This window comes from Mameliella sp. MMSF_3455, assembly GCF_030733205.1.
In the GTDB taxonomy this organism is placed as follows: Bacteria; Pseudomonadota; Alphaproteobacteria; order Rhodobacterales; family Rhodobacteraceae; genus Antarctobacter.
The window spans coordinates 1-17,441 of record NZ_JASHJL010000061.1 but is presented as its reverse complement, the minus strand read 5'-3'; the positions used below and the strand labels follow the sequence as shown (position 1 = coordinate 17,441).

The window sequence follows — 17,441 nt, the reverse complement described above, 5'->3', positions numbered from 1 at the left end:
CGCCGGAGTCACATGTTATAGGGTAGAGGCATGGGGCAACGTCTAGATATATCCACGCGCGCAAACCTGCGCACCCAGCGTCCGGCAGGGGCCGGGCGGCTGCGTTCCATCCTTCGTGGCACCGTTTTTTCCGTGCTGACGGGCATTTGCCTGACGCATCCGCATGCGGCGGAAAGTTATGACAATCTGACCTTCAGCGTGGCCGGACCCGACCAGGAGGCGCTGATCCAGAGCCTGCGCTCGGTCTCGATTCTGTCGCAGCTGGAAGGTGAGGAGGACCGCGCACCGCAGGACGTCCTGGCCGCTGCGCAGGGCGATTACGCCCGCCTCGTCGAGGCACTATATGCGCAGGGCTATTACTCGGCGGTCGTGCGCATCCAGCTCGACGGTCGCGAGGCTGCGACCATTCCGCCGTTCTCGGTGCCCGACCGCATCGGCGACGTGCAGGTGAGAGTGAACCCGGGGCCGACCTTTACCTTTGGCGAGACCCTTGTCGCCCCGGTCCACAAGCGCACCCCGCTGCCAGAGGGCTTTGCGCGCGGGGAACCGGCCCGCGCCACCGTGGTGCGCGACACCGCGCAGGCGGCGGTCGATGGCTGGCGCGCCGTGGGCTACGCCAAGGCCGGGATCGCCGATCAATCCATCACCGCGCGCCATCCGGATGCGCGACTGGATGTGTCCCTTGCGGTTTCAAAGGGCCGGCAGTTCCGCTTTGGCGACGTGGTCGTCACTTCGGAAAGCGCGGTGCGCGCGGCCCGCATCCGCCAGATCGCGGGCATCCCGCGCGGCCAGACCTTCGACCCGGTCGAGGTCGAGGACGCGGCGCAGCGCCTGCGGGCCACCGGTACCTTCCGGTCCGTCACCGTGTCGGAAGCGGATCAGGGCGGGCCCGACGATACGCTCGACATCATGATCGACGTCACCGACCGCAAGCCGCGCCGCTTCGGCTTCGGCGCCGAACTGTCCTCGTCCGAGGGCGTCGGGCTGTCGGGGTTCTGGCTGCACCGCAATCTCTTTGGCGGGGCCGAGCGGCTGCGGGTCGAGGGCGAGGCCACCCAGCTGGGCGGCTCTGGCATGCGGCCCGACTATGAGGTGAACGCCCGGTTCGAGAAACCGGCCGTCTACGGCGCCGACACGATGTTTTTTGCCACCACCGGATTCAGCTACGACGACGAGCCGGACTACATCGACCGTTCGTTCACGCTGGGCCTTGGGGTCACGCGAGAGTTTTCCAAGCAGGTCAGCGGTGAGCTGGGGATTTCCTACAGCCGCTCGCGCATCACCGATCTGTACCTGCCGGGCGATCCGACGCGGATGCTGACCCTGCTGTCGCTGCCGACGGCGTTCACCATCGACCGGAGGGACGATCCGCTGGATGCGACCGAGGGCCTGTACCTGCGGGCCGAGCTGGAGCCGTTTTCCATCGTCAGCGACGGCGAATCCGGTGCGCGTTATGCGCTGGACCTGCGCGGCTACCGGGCTTTTGGCACCGACGAGTCGCTGGTTCTGGCCGGGCGGCTGCAACTGGCCGGGCTGTTCGGACCGGATGCGCAGACCGCGCCGCCGGACTTCCTGCTCTATTCGGGCGGCGGAGGCACCGTGCGGGGCCAGCCCTACCGCTCCCTTGACGTGGATTATTCGGGGACGCGCCTGGGCGGGCGCAGCTTCATGGGCCTCTCGACCGAGGTCCGCTATGACGTGACCGACACCATCGGTGTCGTGGGCTTTGCCGACGCGGGCTATGTCGGGACAGAAAGTTTCGTGGATGGGTCGGGCGACTGGCACGCCGGCGCGGGTCTGGGCCTGCGGTATGACACGCCGGTCGGACCGATCCGCTTTGACGTGGCCGGACCGGTCGGCGGCGACACGGGCGAAGGCGTACAGATCTATATCGGGATCGGGCAGGCGTTCTGATGCGACTATTGAGGTTCTTTCTGCTGCTGGCGCTCTGGCCGCTGGCGGCCTTGGCACAAGATGACGATCGCGGCTATCTTCAGGGGCTGCTGGAAGACGCGCTGTCGGACTCGGGGCGCGATGTGCGGATCGAGGGGTTTGCCGGGGCGCTGAGTTCGCGCGCGACGATCGACCGGATCACCATCGCGGACGAGGATGGCGTCTGGCTGACCGCCACCGACGTGGCAATGACCTGGACGCGAACCGCGCTGGTGCGCGGCGCGGTCGAAATCGACGAGATCACCGTGGGCCGGATCGATATGCCACGCCTGCCGGTGCCGCTGGCCAGCGATGCACCGCCAACGCCAGAAGCCCGCAGCGCCTTTCAACTGCCCGAATTGCCGGTCTCCCTGAACCTCGCGCAGCTTGACCTGCGCGAAGTGGCGCTGGGCGCGCCCGTCGCCACCGAGGACCTGGTGCTGCGCGTCACCGGCAATGCCCGGCTGTCGGGCGGGGACGGCAATGCGGAACTACAGGTTCAGCGGCTGGACAAGGGCGGTAACCTGCGCCTGTCCGGGGCTTATTCCAACACCAGCCGCGTGCTGACGCTCGACACAAGTTTCGAGGAACCGGCCGGCGGTCTTGCAGCGCGCGCGCTTGGCCTTGAAGGCGAACCCGCCGTGGCGCTCAGCCTGACCGGCGACGCGCCCATCGACGATTTCGAAGCGCGCCTGCGGCTGGCGACCGATGGCGTCGAACGTCTGGCGGGACAGGTGGTCCTGCGGGCCGATGGCGATACCGAGACACAGCGCGTTTCGCTGGACATCGGCGGCGACCTGGCCCCGGTGCTGGCGCCCGCCTACCGCGAATTCCTGGGCGATGACATCGCGCTCAAGGCCGAGGCGACGCGCAGCGCGGATGGCGCTATTGCCCTGCAGGACCTGCGGCTGAGCGCCGAGGCGCTGCTCCTGACCGGCTCCGCCGCCATCAACGGCGACGGCTGGCCGGAACGCCTTTCCCTCGAAGGGCAGATCACCCCGCCCGAAGGCGACGAGGTCCTCCTGCCGCTGCCGGGACAGGAGGTCTATGTCACCGGCGTCACGCTGGAAGGCTCCTTTGACGCCTCGCAAGGCAATGGCTGGGCGTTGCGCCTGCAATCCGAGCGGATCACTACAGGGGCCGGGCAGGCGGACCGCCTGCTGCTGAGCGGTGTGGGCGAGATCGACCGCGATGCCAGCCGCGTGACCGGCGACCTGATGCTGGCAGCGGGTGGACTGGCCCTGGCCGATCTGGCCCTGGCCGAGGCCGTGGGAACGACGCTGCGCGGTGCGCTCTCTGTCGATTGGCAGCCCGGTGCGCCGCTCTATCTTCGAGGGCTTGACCTGTCGGGGGCCGATTATGGCCTGACCGGCGCGCTCACCTTTACCGACGCCGAGACATTGAACCCGCGTGTCACCCCGGATCTGCGGCTGGCGGCCGAGGATCTGTCTCGCTTTGCCGCCTTGTCGGGCGTGGCGCTTGAGGGCGCTGCCAATCTGACGATCCGGGGCGAGGTGGCCCCCGTCACGGGCGGTTTCGACCTGGCCCTTGATGGCACGACGCGGGGCCTCGCCACCGGCATCGCGCAGGTCGATCCGCTGATTGCCGGCGTCGGCAGCCTGCAGGTCGAGGCGGTGCGCGACGAAGCCGGGTTGCGGGCCGAGAAACTCCTGCTGGTCACGCCCGAGGCACGGATCGAGGGTGGCGGTACGCTGGCCACCGGTGCCAGTACCCTGCGGGCCGAGGCACGCATTCGTGAAACCGCGCTTGTCCTGCCCGAGTTGAACGGGCCGACCACGTTGGTGCTGCGCGCTGATCAGGCCGGCGACGTCTGGACGCTGGGCGCCGAGGGGGACCTCGCCCGCGCCGGGCGGCTGATCTTTGACGGCACGGTGGATCTTGGCCCCGATGTGCCGCTTGCCGACGGGCGGCTCGAGGCGACGCTGGCCCGCCTGTCGGGCTTTTCCGGGCTGGCCGGGCGCGCTCTGGGTGGCAGCGCCGAATTGACCGTCACCGGAAGGGGCAGCCTGGACGGGGCCGATTTCGACGTCAGCGCAGAAGGGCGCGTGACCGACCTGCGCCTGGGCCTCCCCGAAATCGATCCGCTGCTGGTCGGCCGCACCGCGTTGAGCGTCAAGGCCACGCGCAGCGGCAACGGGGCGATCCGCTTTGATCCGTTGCGGCTGGACGGGGTCGTGAACGCGCGGTTCACCGGCACGGTTGACCCTGCCGGGGCCTATGGTCCGCAGGTGGACGGGCAACTGACCGCCAGCGCGGCCTCACTGACGCCCCTGTCGCGGCTGACAGGGCAGAACCTGCGTGGCGCGGCCCAGATCGAGGCCGAAGCTTCGGGCGGCGTGCTGGACGGGCCGCTGAACCTGACGGCAGTCGTCCGGGGGCAGGGGCTCGGCATCGGCAATCCCACCGTGGACCCGCTGCTGGCCGGCAATTCGCGGCTGGACCTGCAGGTCGAGCGGCTGGACACCGGCGCCTACCGCATCGGTCAGGCCATGCTGGACGCCAACGGCATCGACGCCCGGGTGACCGGCAGCTATGGCCCCGAGGAGACGGCGGATTTGAACCTGGTCGTGGCGCTGGCCGACCTCGGCCAGATCGTGCCGGACCTGCCGGGCGGGGCGCAGGTCACCGGCAGCGCCCGGCGCAGCGGCGGCCCCTGGCAACTGTCTCTGGACGGAAGTGGTCCGGCGGGCATCGGCGCGCGTCTGCGCGGCTCTGCTGCCGCCGACTTCAGCCGACTTGACGTGGCGCTGACCGGTTCGGCACCGCTCTCTCTGGCCAACGGGCGGCTGGCGCCCCAGGTGGTCAGCGGCATCGCGCGCTTCGACCTCGGGATCTCCGGCCCGCCCGCGCTCTCTTCTGTCTCGGGCACGATCTCGACCGATGGCGCGCGTTTCGCGGCACCGGCACAGAACATCGTGCTGAGCGGATTGGGCGGGCAGATCCGTCTGTCCGGCGGGCGCGCCGACGTGTCGATGGAGGGCACCCTGGACAGCGGCGGGCGCGTGTCGCTGGAAGGTCCCGTGGGCCTTGCGGCTCCGTTCAATGCGGGGCTGGTGCTGCGCCTGCGGAGCGCGGTCGTACGCCAGCCGGACCTGTTCGAGACTTCGGCGAACGGGCGCATCCGCATCGAGGGGCCCCTGACCGGCGGTGCGCGGATCGCCGGCACCATCGACCTCGGCGAGGTCGAGGCACGGATACCGAATATCGGCGCCAGCTATGCGGCGCTGGACGGGCTGGAACACCGGGGCATGCCGGGCGACGTGGCCGTGACCCTGCGCTACGCGGGACTGGACCGCAGCGCACAGGCCACCGGGGCGCCGCTGCCCGCCTTTCCCCTGGACGTGACGGTCCGTGCGGAAAACCGTATCTTCGTGCGGGGCAGGGGGCTGGACGCGGAACTGGGCGGCAGCCTGCGCCTGAGCGGCACCACCTCGGATATCGTGCCGGTCGGACAGTTCGAGCTGATCCGCGGTCGGTTGGACCTTCTGGGCCGCCGGTTGGAGCTGACCGAGGGCGCTGTATTCCTGCGCGGCAGTTTCGATCCCGTCGTCCGTTTCGTTGCCAGCACGCGCGTCGAGGACACGGATATCACCATCACCATCGAGGGGCCGGCCTCGTCGCCCGAACTGAGCGTGGGGTCGGTCCCGGACCTGCCGCAGGACGAGGCCATGTCTTTTTTCCTCTTTGGCCGTTCGGCGACGGAGCTTTCCGCGCTGCAGGCGGTTCAGCTGGCCTCGGCCATCCGGACCCTGTCGGGCCGAGGCGGTCTGGGCCTCACGGAATCCCTGCGCAGCGGCCTGGGGGTGGCGGACCTGGACGTGGGAACGAGCGATGACGGGACGGCGCGCGCGCGTGTCGGAGCCTACCTGGGCGAGAACCTCTACAGCGACGTCAGTGTCGACGCCAAGGGCAAGACCGAGATCAACCTGAACCTGAACGTCAATTCCAACGTGACGGTGCGTGGCCGCCTCGGCTCTGACGGGTCGAGCGGGTTGGGCGTGTTTTTCGAACGGGATTACTGACGGCGTCGGCGGGACGGCTCTGTTTGCGGCTTTGCCGCAAAGGCGCCCGCCCGCCGACCCATTGGACAAGCTGCACCTGTTCCTTCGCTTCCGGAGTACGCAGGAAACAGGCCGAGCGCCGGTGCTGCAATGGGCCGAGACGCAAACGGCCCCGGTCCGAGCGGACCGGGGCCGTCTTGGTCGAGCGTCTGGCTTGATCTCAGCGGACCACCAGGACCGACTGTCTGGCGTGGCGGACCACCCGCGCGGCATTCGGGCCGACCAGGTAGTCGCGCAGTTCGGGGCGGTGGGCCCCGACGACGATCGCCTCGGCGCCGATGTCTTCGGCGGTGCGGATGATCTTGTCGTAGACCGTGCCCTGATCGACGTGAATATGTGCCTCGATGCCCAGCACCTCGTCGATCCACTTGTGCATCTTGGCGCGGGTTTCCTCCATCATCGTGCCGGCGAAATCGCCGGCGAAGGCTGACCCGACGAGGGCGAAACCCATCGCCGGCACAACGCTGATCACATGCACCTCGGCATCGCACATGCGGGCGAGCTTGCCGCCGTACTCGGCGATGCGGGCGGCGCCGCTGGTGTCGTTCAGATCGACCGCGAGAAGGATCTTGCTGTACATATCGTCTCTCCTCTTTGAGCCGCTCAGAACGGTGCCTGGGTGGCGCGACGGCGCTGCACCAGGACGATACCCGCCAAGAGCAGCAGTGCCGGGATGAAGAACAGCTCCTTGGGCATGCGCTCGTTCTCGACTTCGACGCGGGTGATCTGGACGGGATCGTCGGCGTAGTAGTCGAACTCCTGCCCGCTGACCGGCTGGATCAGGTCCGGCCCGCCAAAGGGTTCGTCGAGCAGCAGTTTGCCGTCCTCCTCGTTGACCACGAGGCCCTGGGCATCCAGCGTCTCGGCCCCGGCGGAGGGCAGGACGATGGTCACCGGCCTGACTTCGAAGGTGTCGAAATCCGGGCCTTCCACGGTGATCCGCACGTCCTTGCCCTCTGGAACATCGGCCATGAGCGCCAGCGCGGCCGGTCCCTCGGCGCTGTTGTACTTCTCGCTCACCTGGTCGAGGAAGAAGCCGGGCCGGAACAGCATGAAGGCGATCAGCAGCAGGACCGCGGTCTCCCATAGCCGCGACTTGGCGATGAAATAGCCCTGGGTTGCGGCCGCGAAGAGCAACATCGCCGTGAGGGATATGAAGAAGACGAAGATCGCCTTGAGCAGCCCCACGTCGATCAGCAACAGGTCGGTGTTGAAGATGAACAGGAAGGGCAGCAGCGCTGTACGAATGTCATAGGCAAAGCCCTGGACACCGGTCTTGATCGGGTCCCCGCGCGAGATCGCCGCCGCCGCGTAGGCCGCAAGGCCCACCGGTGGCGTGTCGTCCGCAAGAATGCCGAAGTAGAAGACGAACATGTGCACCGCGATCAGTGGCACGATCAGGCCCGCCTGCGCGCCCACGCTGACGATGACCGGGGCCATGAGCGAACTGACCACGATGTAGTTGGCCGTCGTCGGCAGGCCCATCCCCAGGATCAGCGAGAGCACCGCCACGAGGATCAGCAGGATCATCAGGTTGCCGCCCGAGAGCACCTCGATCACCTGGCCGATGACCTGGTGGGCGCCGGTGAGGCTGATGGTGCCCACGATGATGCCGGCGGCGCCGGTGGCGACGCCGATGCCGATCATGTTGCGTGCGCCCAGGATCAGGCCCTGCACGAAATCCGCCCAGCCGGCCACGGCCTCTGCAACGTGGCCCTCACCGCGGAAAAGCGCCTTGAGCGGACGGTGGGTCAGGGCGATGATGATCATGAAGATCGTCGCCCAGAAGGCCGAGAGCGCGGGCGAGAGCCGGTCGAGGCTGTCGGTCCGGATCATCAGGTTCCACACCAGGATGAAGATCGGCACCGCGAAGTAGAGCCCGCCGATCAGCGTCGGTGTCAGGCGGGGGGCGGAGGGTTCGCCCTCGGTGTCTTCCTCGACGTCCGGGTAGCGCGATGCCAGCCAGACAAGGGTGACGTAAAGCGCGCCGACCAACGCCACGGCGGCATAGATCGAATCCCCCATGATCGGGTCCAGGAGGCCGCGCAGACCGATCATCAGGAAGGCGCAGATGCCAAGGAAGATGAAGCCCGACAGGAACAGGATCAGGATCATGATGACGCCGATCCGGCGGCCCGGCTTTTCCAGGCCCTTGAGGCCCATCTTGAGGCTTTCGAGGTGCACGATATAGAGCAGCGCGATGTAGGAAATCACCGCCGGCAGGAAGGCGTGCTTGACCACGTCGATGTAGGGGATGTTGACGTATTCCACCATCAGGAAGGCTGCGGCGCCCATGACGGGCGGTGTCAACTGACCGTTGGTGGAACTGGCGACCTCGACCGCGCCGGCCTTTTCCGCCGGGAAGCCGATGCGCTTCATCAGCGGGATGGTGAAGGTGCCGGTTGTCACCGTGTTGGCGATCGACGAGCCGGAGATCATGCCGGTCAGCATCGAGGACAGGACCGATGCCTTGGCTGGACCGCCGCGCAGCGCGCCCAGCAGGGCGATGGCCACCCGGATGAACCAGTTGCCGCCGCCAGCGCGGTCAAGCAGGGCGCCGAACAGCACGAAGAGGAAGATCATCGTGGTCGAGACGCCAAGCGCCACGCCAAAGACCCCTTCGGTCTGCATCCAGTAGTGACCCAGGGCCTTGGACAACGATGCGCCGCCGTAGTTGGTGATGTTCCGTGCCCATTCGGAATAGCCGCCGAAGAAGGCAAAGAGGACGAAACACGAGGCGATGATGACCAGTGGCAGGCCCAGGGACCGGTAGACCGATATCATCAGAACGATCATGCCGATGGCCGACATGGTGACATCCGTCGTGTTCCACAGGCCGGGCCTGTCCGCGATCTGGAAACGGAAGGCCACGAGATAGAGACAAGCGGAGACGCCTAGGATCAGAAGCGCCCAGTCATAGGCCGGGATCCGGTCGCGCGGGGCGGATTTCGTCAGCGGGAAAGCCATTGTCGCCAGGGCGATGGCAAAGGCCAGGTGCACGAAACGCGCCTGAGCCACGACATTGGCGAAAAAGCTGATGCCGGTGGTCGTCGCCAGCAAGCTGGGCACCTTCGAGGCGATGTAGAGCTGGAACAGCGACCAGACGATGCAGGTGCCGATGATCAGCTGCGCCTGCCATCTGGCCTGCGGGTTGCGCGCGCCGGTATCCGCTTCGGCGACCATGTCGTCGGCGCTGCGGTCCTGAGCCTGTGGATCGGCCATGATGTCCCCCTGTGTTTCTTGTTTGTCGTGGGCGGTTCGGGATGCCCTGCAAATGCCTTCGAAGACATTGGATCGTGCGCGCCCGGCGGTGGGCGCGTCCGAGGATGATGTTGCGGCACCGCCCTGGCGGCGCCGGCAAACGCATGAGGCGTATCTCAAATCTCTTCGAAGAAATTTGTCCTGCCAAGGAAAAACGGCGGCAGGTTTGCCCTGCCGCCGTCCGTGGCCCGAGGATTACTCGATCAGGCCCAGTTCCTTGTAGGCTTTCTCGGCGCCCGGGTGCAGCGGTGCGCTGAGGCCGTCCTTGACCATCTGTGCCGGGTCGAGGTTGGCGAAAGCCGGGTGCAGCTGACGGAAGTCGTCGATGTTTTCCATCACGGCCTTGGCGACGACATAGACCACGTCCTCGGAGACATCGGCCGAGGTGACGAAGGTGGCGCCCACGCCAAAGGTGGTGTTGTCCGCGTCGTTGCCCGCGTACATGCCGGCCGGGATGGTGGCGACACGGTAGTAGGGGTTGTCGGCGACCAGCTTGTCGATCGGCTCGCCGACCACGTCGACCAGTTTCACGTCACAGGTGGTGGTGGCTTCCTTGATGGCGGCGGCCGGGTGACCGATGGTGTAGATCATCGCGTCGATGTTGCCGTCGCAAAGCTGCTTGGCCATTTCCGAGCCCTTGTACTCGGTCGCGAGCGCGAAATCGTCCATGGTGACACCGAAGGCATCCATGACAACTTCCATCGTGGCGCGCTGGCCCGAGCCGGGGTTGCCGACGTTCACGCGCTTGCCCTTGAGTTCCTCGAAGCCGGTGATGCCGCTGTCGCCGCGCACCAGCAGGGTGAAGGGCTCGGGGTGGACCGAGAACACCGCGCGGATTTCCGGGAACGGGTTGTCGGAGAACTTCGACGTGCCGTTGTAGGCATGGTACTGCCAGTCGGACTGCGCGACTCCGAATTCCAGCTCGCCGGCCTTGATGGTGTTGATGTTGTAGACAGAGCCGCCGGTGGACTCGACTGCGCAGCGGATGCCGTGTTCCTTGCGGGACTTGTTGACGAGGCGGCAGATCGCGCCGCCGGTGGGATAGTAGACCCCGGTCACACCGCCGGTGCCGATCGAGATGAACTCTTGCGCCGAAGCCATCGGTGCCGCGCACGCAACACCCAGTGCCACGACGGCGCCGAGTTTCACATTGTCGAACATAACTTTCTCTCCTGTTGTCGTTATGGTGAGCTCTCGTCCGCCCAGAAATCTCCCAGGCGTCGGTTTCTTTCCTCCACCAGGCGAATCTTTTCACCAATGTCATCTTCGGACTGCGAGACGATCATCGCAACCAGAGTTTCCATGAGCGCAAGAGTCGCCACGTAAGAGGAAAAGAACTGCGGGCTGTCCGACGGCACGCAAAATCCGAGGTCGGCATGCATCAGAGCCGGGCTTGCGTGGGTGTCGGTCAGGACAATCGTGGTTGCACCGCTTTCACGGGCCATCTGCGTGGCAAGGACGGCGCGGCGGGCATAGGGGGTCTTGGTGATGACCAGAAAGACATCGCCCGGTCCCAACAGCCCGATCGCCGCCGACAGCGCGCTGCCCGCGCGCGACAGGACGGTCCAGTCGGACTGGAAATAGTTGGCGAGATAGGCAAGATGCTCGGCGATCCCGTGCGAGGCGAAGGCCCCGAAAACGGTGACGCGGCGCGCCTGGGCCAGGGCGTCCACCGCCTCTTGCAGGCGTTCGCGGTCGATCCCCTGAGCCAGGCTGGCGATGTTCGACATGCAGGCTCCGGCCTGCCGGTCCAGCATCGAGGCATCCTCTTCGCCGGGGGTCTGCAATTGGGCGGCCTTCTCGGCAAAGGACACCACCTGGTCGCCGATGGCCTGGCGCGACAGTTCGCGCAACTCTTCGTAGCTGGCGAAGTCCAGCGCCCGTGCCAGCCGCGAAAAGGTGGCCGGGGACACCGCGCTTGCCGCCGAAACAGACCGTAGCGAACGGGTGGCCACCTCCACGGGATGGGCAATGACGTAGTCCGCCGCCTCCCGGAGCTTGTGGCTCAACCCGCCGTAGCGGTGCGCGATGCGCGCTTCGAGACGCTGGGCCGGCATCCGCTTTCCTGGATCGTTTCGACTGTTTCAAGGCGTTTCATATGTTTTGAATCTTGTCAACACGGGAAACATATGTTTCAAGCGCTCCTGTTCGCAGCTTAGCCGAAAAGTGCCTGTGTCATGGGCCATGACTTCGCGTCATCCGAACCTCCCGTGAAAACCAAGGCCGCGCCCAAAGGCGCCCGACGTCCCGACTCCGATCATGATGCCCTTCCGATGACCCCGGCTGAACTGGCGGCAGGGGCGCGCCGGGGGGCCGAGGAATGTGCACAACCAAGGTGGTAAACGCCCATGTCCCATGTCTTCCATCGCAGCAGCGTCAAGGCGCCGCCCGCGGTTTCCCGCGGCGAGGGGGCCTATCTCTACGACCAGTCCGGCAAGGCCTACCTCGACGGGTCCGGTGGCGCGGCCGTCTCCTGCCTGGGGCACGGCGACGCCCATGTGACAGAGGCGATCCGAAGCCAGCTGGCCGAGATCGCCTTTGCCCATACCGGGTTCTTCACTTCTCCGCCTGCCGAGGCTCTGGCCGACCGGCTGGTGACGCTTGCGCCGGGTGACCTGAACCGCGTCTATTTCGTCTCCGGCGGCTCCGAGGCGATGGAGGCGGCGCTGAAGCTTGCGCGGCAATACCACCTCGAACGCGGCGAGGCGGGTCGCAGCCGGATCATCGCCCGCCGGCAAAGCTATCACGGCAATACGCTGGGTGCCCTGGCCACCGGCGGCAATGCCTGGCGGCGTGAACCTTTCTCGCCGCTCCTGATGGAGGTCAGCCATGTCTCGCCCTGCTACGCCTACCGCGGTCAGCAAAGCGGCGAGACCGAGGCCGACTACTGTGACCGGCTGATCGCCGAGATCGAGGACGAGATCGCGCGCGTCGGGCCGGAGGCCGTCATGGCATTCGTGGCAGAGCCGGTGGTGGGCGCCACGCTGGGCGCGGTGCCCTCCGTGCCCGGGTATTTCAAGCGGATCCGCGAGATCTGCGACCGTCACGGCATCCTGATGATCCTCGACGAGGTCATGTGCGGCATGGGCCGGACCGGCACGCTGTTTGCCTGCGAGCAGGATGGGGTGGCGCCGGACATTCTCTGCGTGGCCAAGGGCCTGGGCGCGGGCTATCAGCCCATCGGCGCGATGCTCTGCACCGAGGTCATGCACGATGTGATTGCGCAGGGCAGCGGCTTTTTCCAGCACGGCCACACCTATGTCGGCCACCCGGTCGCCTGTGCGGCGGCGGGCGCGGTGCTGGACAGGCTGGTCGGCGATAACTTGCTGGGCCGCGTGCATCCGATGGGAGCCGTTCTGCGCGGGATGCTGGAGTATCAGTTCGGCCAGCATTCCCATGTCGGCGACATCCGGGGCAGGGGGCTGTTCCTAGGGCTGGAACTTGTGCAGGACCGAGCCACCGGGGCGCCCATCGACCCCGCGCGCAAGATCCATGCCCAGATCAAGGCGGCGGCCTTTGCCGAGGGCCTGATCTGCTACCCGAACGGCGGCACCATCGACGGCAAGCAGGGCGCGCATGTCCTGCTCGCTCCTCCCTTCATCCTGACAGAGGACCAGGCGTCGGAACTGGTCGACAAGCTGTCCCGCGCCTTCACGGCGGTGGGGCTGTAGGGACTCACCGCGACTTGGCGGCGGAACCAAGGGTGGGCGGCAGGTCCGACACCCAATCTAGCAGTGGGCGCATCACGGCGTCGGGGTCCTCTTCATGCGCGAGGTGGCCAAGACCGGGAATTGCCCGGAACTGGCCCAGCGGCAGGCGGGCGGCGGCGCGTCGCGAAATCTCGGGCGCCACGGCCTGGTCGCCTTCTGCGGCCAGCATCAGGCAGGGCGTTTCGATCCGGGGCAGCCAGTCCAGCACCGGGTTGACATTCCAGCGGGCCATCATCTGCAGGGTTCCGTCCACATGCTCGCGGTCGGCGGTCAACTGGGCGTAAAAACCGATGCCTTTGTCGCTCAACCGGCTGCCGGTGCTGGCGATCAGGCGGCGGGTACGCGCCGGGCTGGCCCCTGCGGCGGTAAAGGCCAGTGCCGCCAGCGGCGTCGCTGCCATCAGCTTGGCCAGGATCGGAAACAGCCAGCCCGCCGCGCCATCGAACCGCCCCAGGGCGGCGTTCAGGCAGATCGCCGCCGGCGCGGGCCGCAGCCTGCGTGCCAGGTTCAGCGCGATGGCCCCCCCGGCGGAATGGCCGATGATCACGGCGGGGTGCCAGCCCTGCGCGGCACATAGCGTGGCTATGTCCTCTGTCATGTGGGTCAGGCTACAACGGGCGCGGCTGCCCAGCCGTGTGAACCCCTGGCCGGGCAGATCCACTGCGACCACCCGGAACTGCCCGGCCAGCAGGGGGATCATGTCGCGCCAGCTGTGGGTCGATGCGCCTGCGCCGTGCAATAGCAGAACCGTGTCGCCGGTCCCGGTTTCCTGCACATGCCAAAGGTGCGGGCGTTGGGCGATGCGGCGCGACAGGCCGCTATGCGGCCAGCCGGGCAGATCCCTGTCCCAGTCCACGGCGGCTATCCCGACAGGGCGGCGTCGGCGGCGGCGCTGATGCGCCGCGCATCGGCGCGCGGCAGGGCGAGGTAGCGAGCATCCAGCCAGCCCGCCAGCTCGGCGCCTTCGGCACCGGGCCGGTTGGCGGTGTCGATCACGATGGCGGGCAGGCCCAGTCCCCGCCACAGGCGGGCCATGTCGCGGGCATCGGCAGCGGCGGCGGCGCGGCCCGGGCTGCCGTTCAGGGCGATGTTTCCGCGCCCGTCCGTCAGCAGCGCCAGGCAGGGGCTTTGCCCGTTGCGCAGGCCTTGCAGCGCCAGGTCATGCGCGGCGCGCAGACCCGCTGCCAAGGGGGTGCTGCCACCGCCGGGCAGCGCGGCGATGCGGCGCTTGGCCTGCACCAGCGACCGGGTCGGCGGCAGTGGCACCTCGGCGCAGGTGTCGCGGAAGGTGACCAGCGCCACGAGATCGCGCTTGGCGTAGGCTTGTGCCAGCAAAAGCTCGACGGCGCCCTTTGCCTCGGCCATACGAGCCAGCGCGGCAGACCCCGAACTGTCGACCGCCAGGATCACGAGCCGATCGGAATGCTCCTCGGTCTGGCGCAGGCGCAGGTCGCCGGGGTGGATGATCAGATGTTTCTTGCCGGGCGTCGCCGCGCACCGCAGCGGTTGCCAGGGCGCGGCCGCGCGCAGCGTGGCCACCACGTCGATCCGTGCGCGCCCGTCCGGGCGGCCGGGCCGAGAGGGCAGGGGCCGTCCGCGCCGGTTGCCCTTGCGCTTGCCCCCGGCGCCAAAGCCCTGTCCGCCACCGCGCGTGGCGCCCCCCCGGTCCAGCCGGGTCAGCAGGTCCGGCGGCAGGATGGCGGAAATGGCCTCGACCAGCAATTCGTCCGGGAGGTCCTTTGTCGCGGCGCCATCGCCCTGCGCCTCGCTCTCGTCTTGCGGTGGCGGTTCCGGGCTGTCGTTGTCGTCCGGTGCCTGGGGGATCTGCGTGGCGCGGCTGGGCAAGACCATTTCCGCCGCTTCGCGCAGGTGTTCCGCTGTTACGCGGTTCCGAAGGTCGAGCGCGGCCAGCGCGCGCGCGCAGCGCAGCGCCAGCAGCGGCGCGCGCAAACCGTGGATGCCAAAGCGCGCGGCCAGGTGGACAAGCTGCGCAAGGTGATCATCCGGGACCTCGACCTTTGGCAGGTGCGCCCGCGCAGCGTCCACGTCCGCCGGGGCTGGCAGGCGCAGCAGGGCGTCCCTGGCCCGGATTTCGGACAGGTCAACGTGAAAGGCCAGCCGGTCGGTCAGGGCCTGCGGCGCGGTCTCGTCCGGGTCGGCGCCCTCGTCCAGCAGGATCAGGCAATGCCCCGTGTCGCCGTCCAGCACACCGGCAAGACGCGCTGTCAGCCCGGGCGGGACTCGTTCCGCCATCGGCATGACCAGCGCCGCGGCTCGCGCTACAAGGCCGGGCTGGCGCACCAGTCCTCCGCCCGCAAGCGATGCCGCGACATCGAGTCCGCCAAAGAGCTGGATATCGTCCAGCCCGGGATGGACCCGGCGCAGCGGCAACGGCAATACCCCCAGCCCATCTTCCAGCCGCTGGCGCACAGGGCCGGGCCGTGCCCGGATCACCATGCCGCCCAGCCCCGCCGGGTCGATGGCCAGCGCAGCAAGCGCCCGCTGCGCCCGCATCCAGTCGGAGGGTATGACGGTCATGGCAGGGTCTCGGCGACGACGCGGGCGACCCGCGCGGCCGATCCCGCCTCGTCCAAGGGATCGCGGCGCAACCGGTGGCTCAGCGCCAATGGCGCCACCTGACGCAAGTGGTCGCGGGTGATTGCGGTGTCTTCAAAGGCCGCCTGCGCCCGCGCTGCCCGCAACAGGGTCAGTTCGCCGCGCAGGCCGTCAGCCCCAAGCGCCATGCTGAGCCGTGCGCAATCTGTCAGCACCTCTTCGGTTGGCGCCGTTCCCGCCAGGGCCGCGCGCGCGTCCAGGATGGCGCTGCGCAGCGCGGCATCTTCGGCCTGCCACCAGGCCATGAAACCGTCGTGGTCGGTTTCAAAGGCATGGCGGCGGCGGATGACCTCCACCCGCTCTTCGATATTGTCGGGAGAGCGGACCTCGACCGAAAGGCCGAACCGGTCCAGCAACTGCGGACGCAACTCGCCTTCCTCGGGGTTGCCCGAGCCGACAAGGACAAAGCGTGCGGCATGGCGGATCGACAAGCCCTCGCGCTCAACGGCGTTGAGGCCCGATTGTGCCACGTCCAGCAGCAGGTCGACGATGTGATCCTCCAGCAGGTTGACCTCGTCGATATAGAGATAGCCTCGATTGGCCCTTGCCAGCAGACCGGGTTCAAAGGCCTTCTCGCCACGGGTCAGGGCACGCTCGATGTCCAGCGCGCCGGTCACGCGGTCCTCGGTCACGCCCAGCGGAAGGTCCACGACCGGGGTCGGGCGTTCCGTCAATGTCTCGTCGACGGGACCAGCCCAGTCGGGGACATCATCCAGTTGCGCGGAATTGACCGGGCAGCCCGCGACAACGGTGATCGGCGGTAAAAGCGCGGCCAGGGCGCGCACGGCGGTGGACTTGCCGGTGCCCCGGTCGCCGAAGACCAGCACGCCGCCCAGCCCGGGGTCGATGGCGGTCAGGATCATTGCCTGCTTCATCTGGTCCTGGCCGACGATGGCCGAAAAGGGAAAGCTCTGGGTCATGGCTTCGGTCCGGCTGGTGTCAGGTGAGGCCCGCCCGGCCAGTGACCGCTGGCGCCGAGGATGCGGAACCGGGCGTAGAGCTCCTCACGGAACCAGTCGCCCTCGCGCACGGCGCGTATGGCGCGGGCATGTGGGCCGTCGGCGCGGGCAAAGCGGGCCATGCTGGCGCTGTCGGGCCAGATCGAAAAGGTGACCTGGTGCAGCAGGGGAACCTCTCCGATGCCGATCTTGAAGGAGACGGCGGGATCGGCCCCGATGGCGGCGCTGATGTCTGGAACCCGTCGCCAGAACCGCCAGAGGTTTGACACCCGCAGCGTGGCCCGGGTCAGCGCCGCGACGGGGCCGGGTCCGGCCGTTGTGTCGCCCACCTCGAACGGGCTTTGCCGTGACCAGGCCCCACGGACCGAAACCGGGGACAGGAACACGGTCCAGCTGTCCACAGCGCCTTTGTGATATCGCCGGTAGACCGGGGCGTCGCGGGTCTGGCGCCGGGCGCTTTGCAGGTCCGGCCACGTAGCAAGGATCGCGTAGACCCCGGTTTCCGGCAGTGGCGTAAAGCCTTCGCCCGTTCCCGAGCCGCAGAGCTTCCAGAAGCCGATGCCTTCGGTCCGACGCAGGGCCGGGCGCGCAAGGCCCATCATCGCAAAGGCCCAGAGCCGGCTGACGCCGTGCGGAAAGCGAAAGAAACTCAGGCTGACGACCTGGATGGCCTTTCCTCCTCTTGGCTGGCCTTCCTTGGCTGGTGTCAGGGTATCCTGACATGGAAACACCTCTTAGAGAAGGGGTTCGATACGAGATTGTCAATTTAACATTACACATGTAGGCTTGGGTAATGTTTACAGGCGCAGACTCCTTTCATAGCCACAGGCCGGTCGATCCCGAGGCGCCGCAGGCGCTCGTTGTAGGGGCGGGGCTGGGCG

Annotated in this window: 11 protein-coding genes; 3 read left to right on the top strand and 8 right to left on the bottom strand. The window is 67.7% G+C overall.

All coding sequences use genetic code 11. The features are described 5' to 3' along the window. Positions 1-30 precede the first annotated feature (30 nt). Positions 31-1,914, top strand: coding sequence for an autotransporter assembly complex protein TamA (locus RBB42_RS25940; RefSeq protein ID WP_305972191.1), 1,884 nt, complete (start codon positions 31-33; stop codon positions 1,912-1,914). Further along, positions 1,914-5,975, top strand: coding sequence for a translocation/assembly module TamB domain-containing protein (locus RBB42_RS25935; protein ID WP_305972192.1), 4,062 nt, complete (start codon positions 1,914-1,916; stop codon positions 5,973-5,975). The genes RBB42_RS25940 and RBB42_RS25935 overlap by 1 nt, the downstream gene beginning before the upstream one ends. A gap of 199 nt (positions 5,976-6,174) precedes the next feature. Here RBB42_RS25935 and RBB42_RS25930 read toward each other — a convergent pair whose 3' ends face one another. The 4 genes from RBB42_RS25930 to RBB42_RS25915 all read right to left on the bottom strand — a co-directional run bounded on the left by RBB42_RS25930 (position 6,175) and on the right by RBB42_RS25915 (position 11,332). Further along, on the bottom strand, positions 6,175-6,594 hold the full coding sequence (locus RBB42_RS25930; RefSeq protein ID WP_305972193.1) for a universal stress protein: 420 nt from the start codon (positions 6,592-6,594) through the stop codon (positions 6,175-6,177). A 23-nt stretch (positions 6,595-6,617) separates the two neighbouring features. Further along, positions 6,618-9,236 (bottom strand): TRAP transporter permease, encoded by a 2,619-nt coding sequence (locus RBB42_RS25925; RefSeq protein ID WP_305972194.1) that lies wholly within the window; start codon positions 9,234-9,236, stop codon positions 6,618-6,620. 234 nt (positions 9,237-9,470) lie between these two features. Then, positions 9,471-10,436, bottom strand: a complete 966-nt coding sequence (locus tag RBB42_RS25920; protein WP_305972195.1) for a TAXI family TRAP transporter solute-binding subunit — start codon at positions 10,434-10,436, stop codon at positions 9,471-9,473. Between the two features lie 20 nt (positions 10,437-10,456). Then, positions 10,457-11,332 (bottom strand): MurR/RpiR family transcriptional regulator, encoded by an 876-nt coding sequence (locus RBB42_RS25915; protein WP_305972196.1) that lies wholly within the window; start codon positions 11,330-11,332, stop codon positions 10,457-10,459. A gap of 291 nt (positions 11,333-11,623) precedes the next feature. Between RBB42_RS25915 and RBB42_RS25910 the strand changes: the two genes are divergently transcribed. Then, positions 11,624-12,946: an aspartate aminotransferase family protein gene (locus RBB42_RS25910; protein ID WP_305972197.1), complete on the top strand. Its 1,323-nt coding sequence runs from the start codon at positions 11,624-11,626 to the stop codon at positions 12,944-12,946. Positions 12,947-12,950: 4 nt separating this feature from the next. On the opposite strand, the gene bchO is transcribed toward RBB42_RS25910, so the two are convergent. From bchO to crtA, 4 genes are read right to left on the bottom strand one after another with little or no spacing between them, the layout of a single operon-like run. Continuing rightward, positions 12,951-13,841 (bottom strand): alpha/beta fold hydrolase BchO, encoded by an 891-nt coding sequence (gene bchO, locus RBB42_RS25905; protein ID WP_305972198.1) that lies wholly within the window; start codon positions 13,839-13,841, stop codon positions 12,951-12,953. Between the two features lie 5 nt (positions 13,842-13,846). Further along, positions 13,847-15,523: a magnesium chelatase subunit D gene (locus tag RBB42_RS25900; protein WP_305972199.1), complete on the bottom strand. Its 1,677-nt coding sequence runs from the start codon at positions 15,521-15,523 to the stop codon at positions 13,847-13,849. After that, positions 15,520-16,521, bottom strand: coding sequence for a magnesium chelatase ATPase subunit I (gene bchI, locus RBB42_RS25895; RefSeq protein ID WP_305972200.1), 1,002 nt, complete (start codon positions 16,519-16,521; stop codon positions 15,520-15,522). The genes RBB42_RS25900 and bchI overlap by 4 nt, the downstream gene beginning before the upstream one ends. Continuing rightward, complete coding sequence (gene crtA, locus RBB42_RS25890) at positions 16,518-17,228, bottom strand: spheroidene monooxygenase (protein ID WP_371931779.1); 711 nt, start codon at positions 17,226-17,228, stop codon at positions 16,518-16,520. The genes bchI and crtA overlap by 4 nt, the downstream gene beginning before the upstream one ends. Between the last annotated feature and the right edge of the window lie 213 nt (positions 17,229-17,441).

Coding starts and splice junctions, on each gene's coding strand:
- RBB42_RS25910 (WP_305972197.1), top strand. CDS start 11,624: ATGTCCCATGTCTTCCATCGCAGCAGCGTCAAGGCGCCGCCCGCGGTT.
- bchI (WP_305972200.1), bottom strand. CDS start 16,521: ATGACCCAGAGCTTTCCCTTTTCGGCCATCGTCGGCCAGGACCAGATG.
- RBB42_RS25940 (WP_305972191.1), top strand. CDS start 31: ATGGGGCAACGTCTAGATATATCCACGCGCGCAAACCTGCGCACCCAG.
- RBB42_RS25930 (WP_305972193.1), bottom strand. CDS start 6,594: ATGTACAGCAAGATCCTTCTCGCGGTCGATCTGAACGACACCAGCGGC.
- RBB42_RS25900 (WP_305972199.1), bottom strand. CDS start 15,523: ATGACCGTCATACCCTCCGACTGGATGCGGGCGCAGCGGGCGCTTGCT.
- RBB42_RS25920 (WP_305972195.1), bottom strand. CDS start 10,436: ATGTTCGACAATGTGAAACTCGGCGCCGTCGTGGCACTGGGTGTTGCG.
- RBB42_RS25925 (WP_305972194.1), bottom strand. CDS start 9,236: ATGGCCGATCCACAGGCTCAGGACCGCAGCGCCGACGACATGGTCGCC.
- RBB42_RS25935 (WP_305972192.1), top strand. CDS start 1,914: ATGCGACTATTGAGGTTCTTTCTGCTGCTGGCGCTCTGGCCGCTGGCG.
- RBB42_RS25915 (WP_305972196.1), bottom strand. CDS start 11,332: ATGCCGGCCCAGCGTCTCGAAGCGCGCATCGCGCACCGCTACGGCGGG.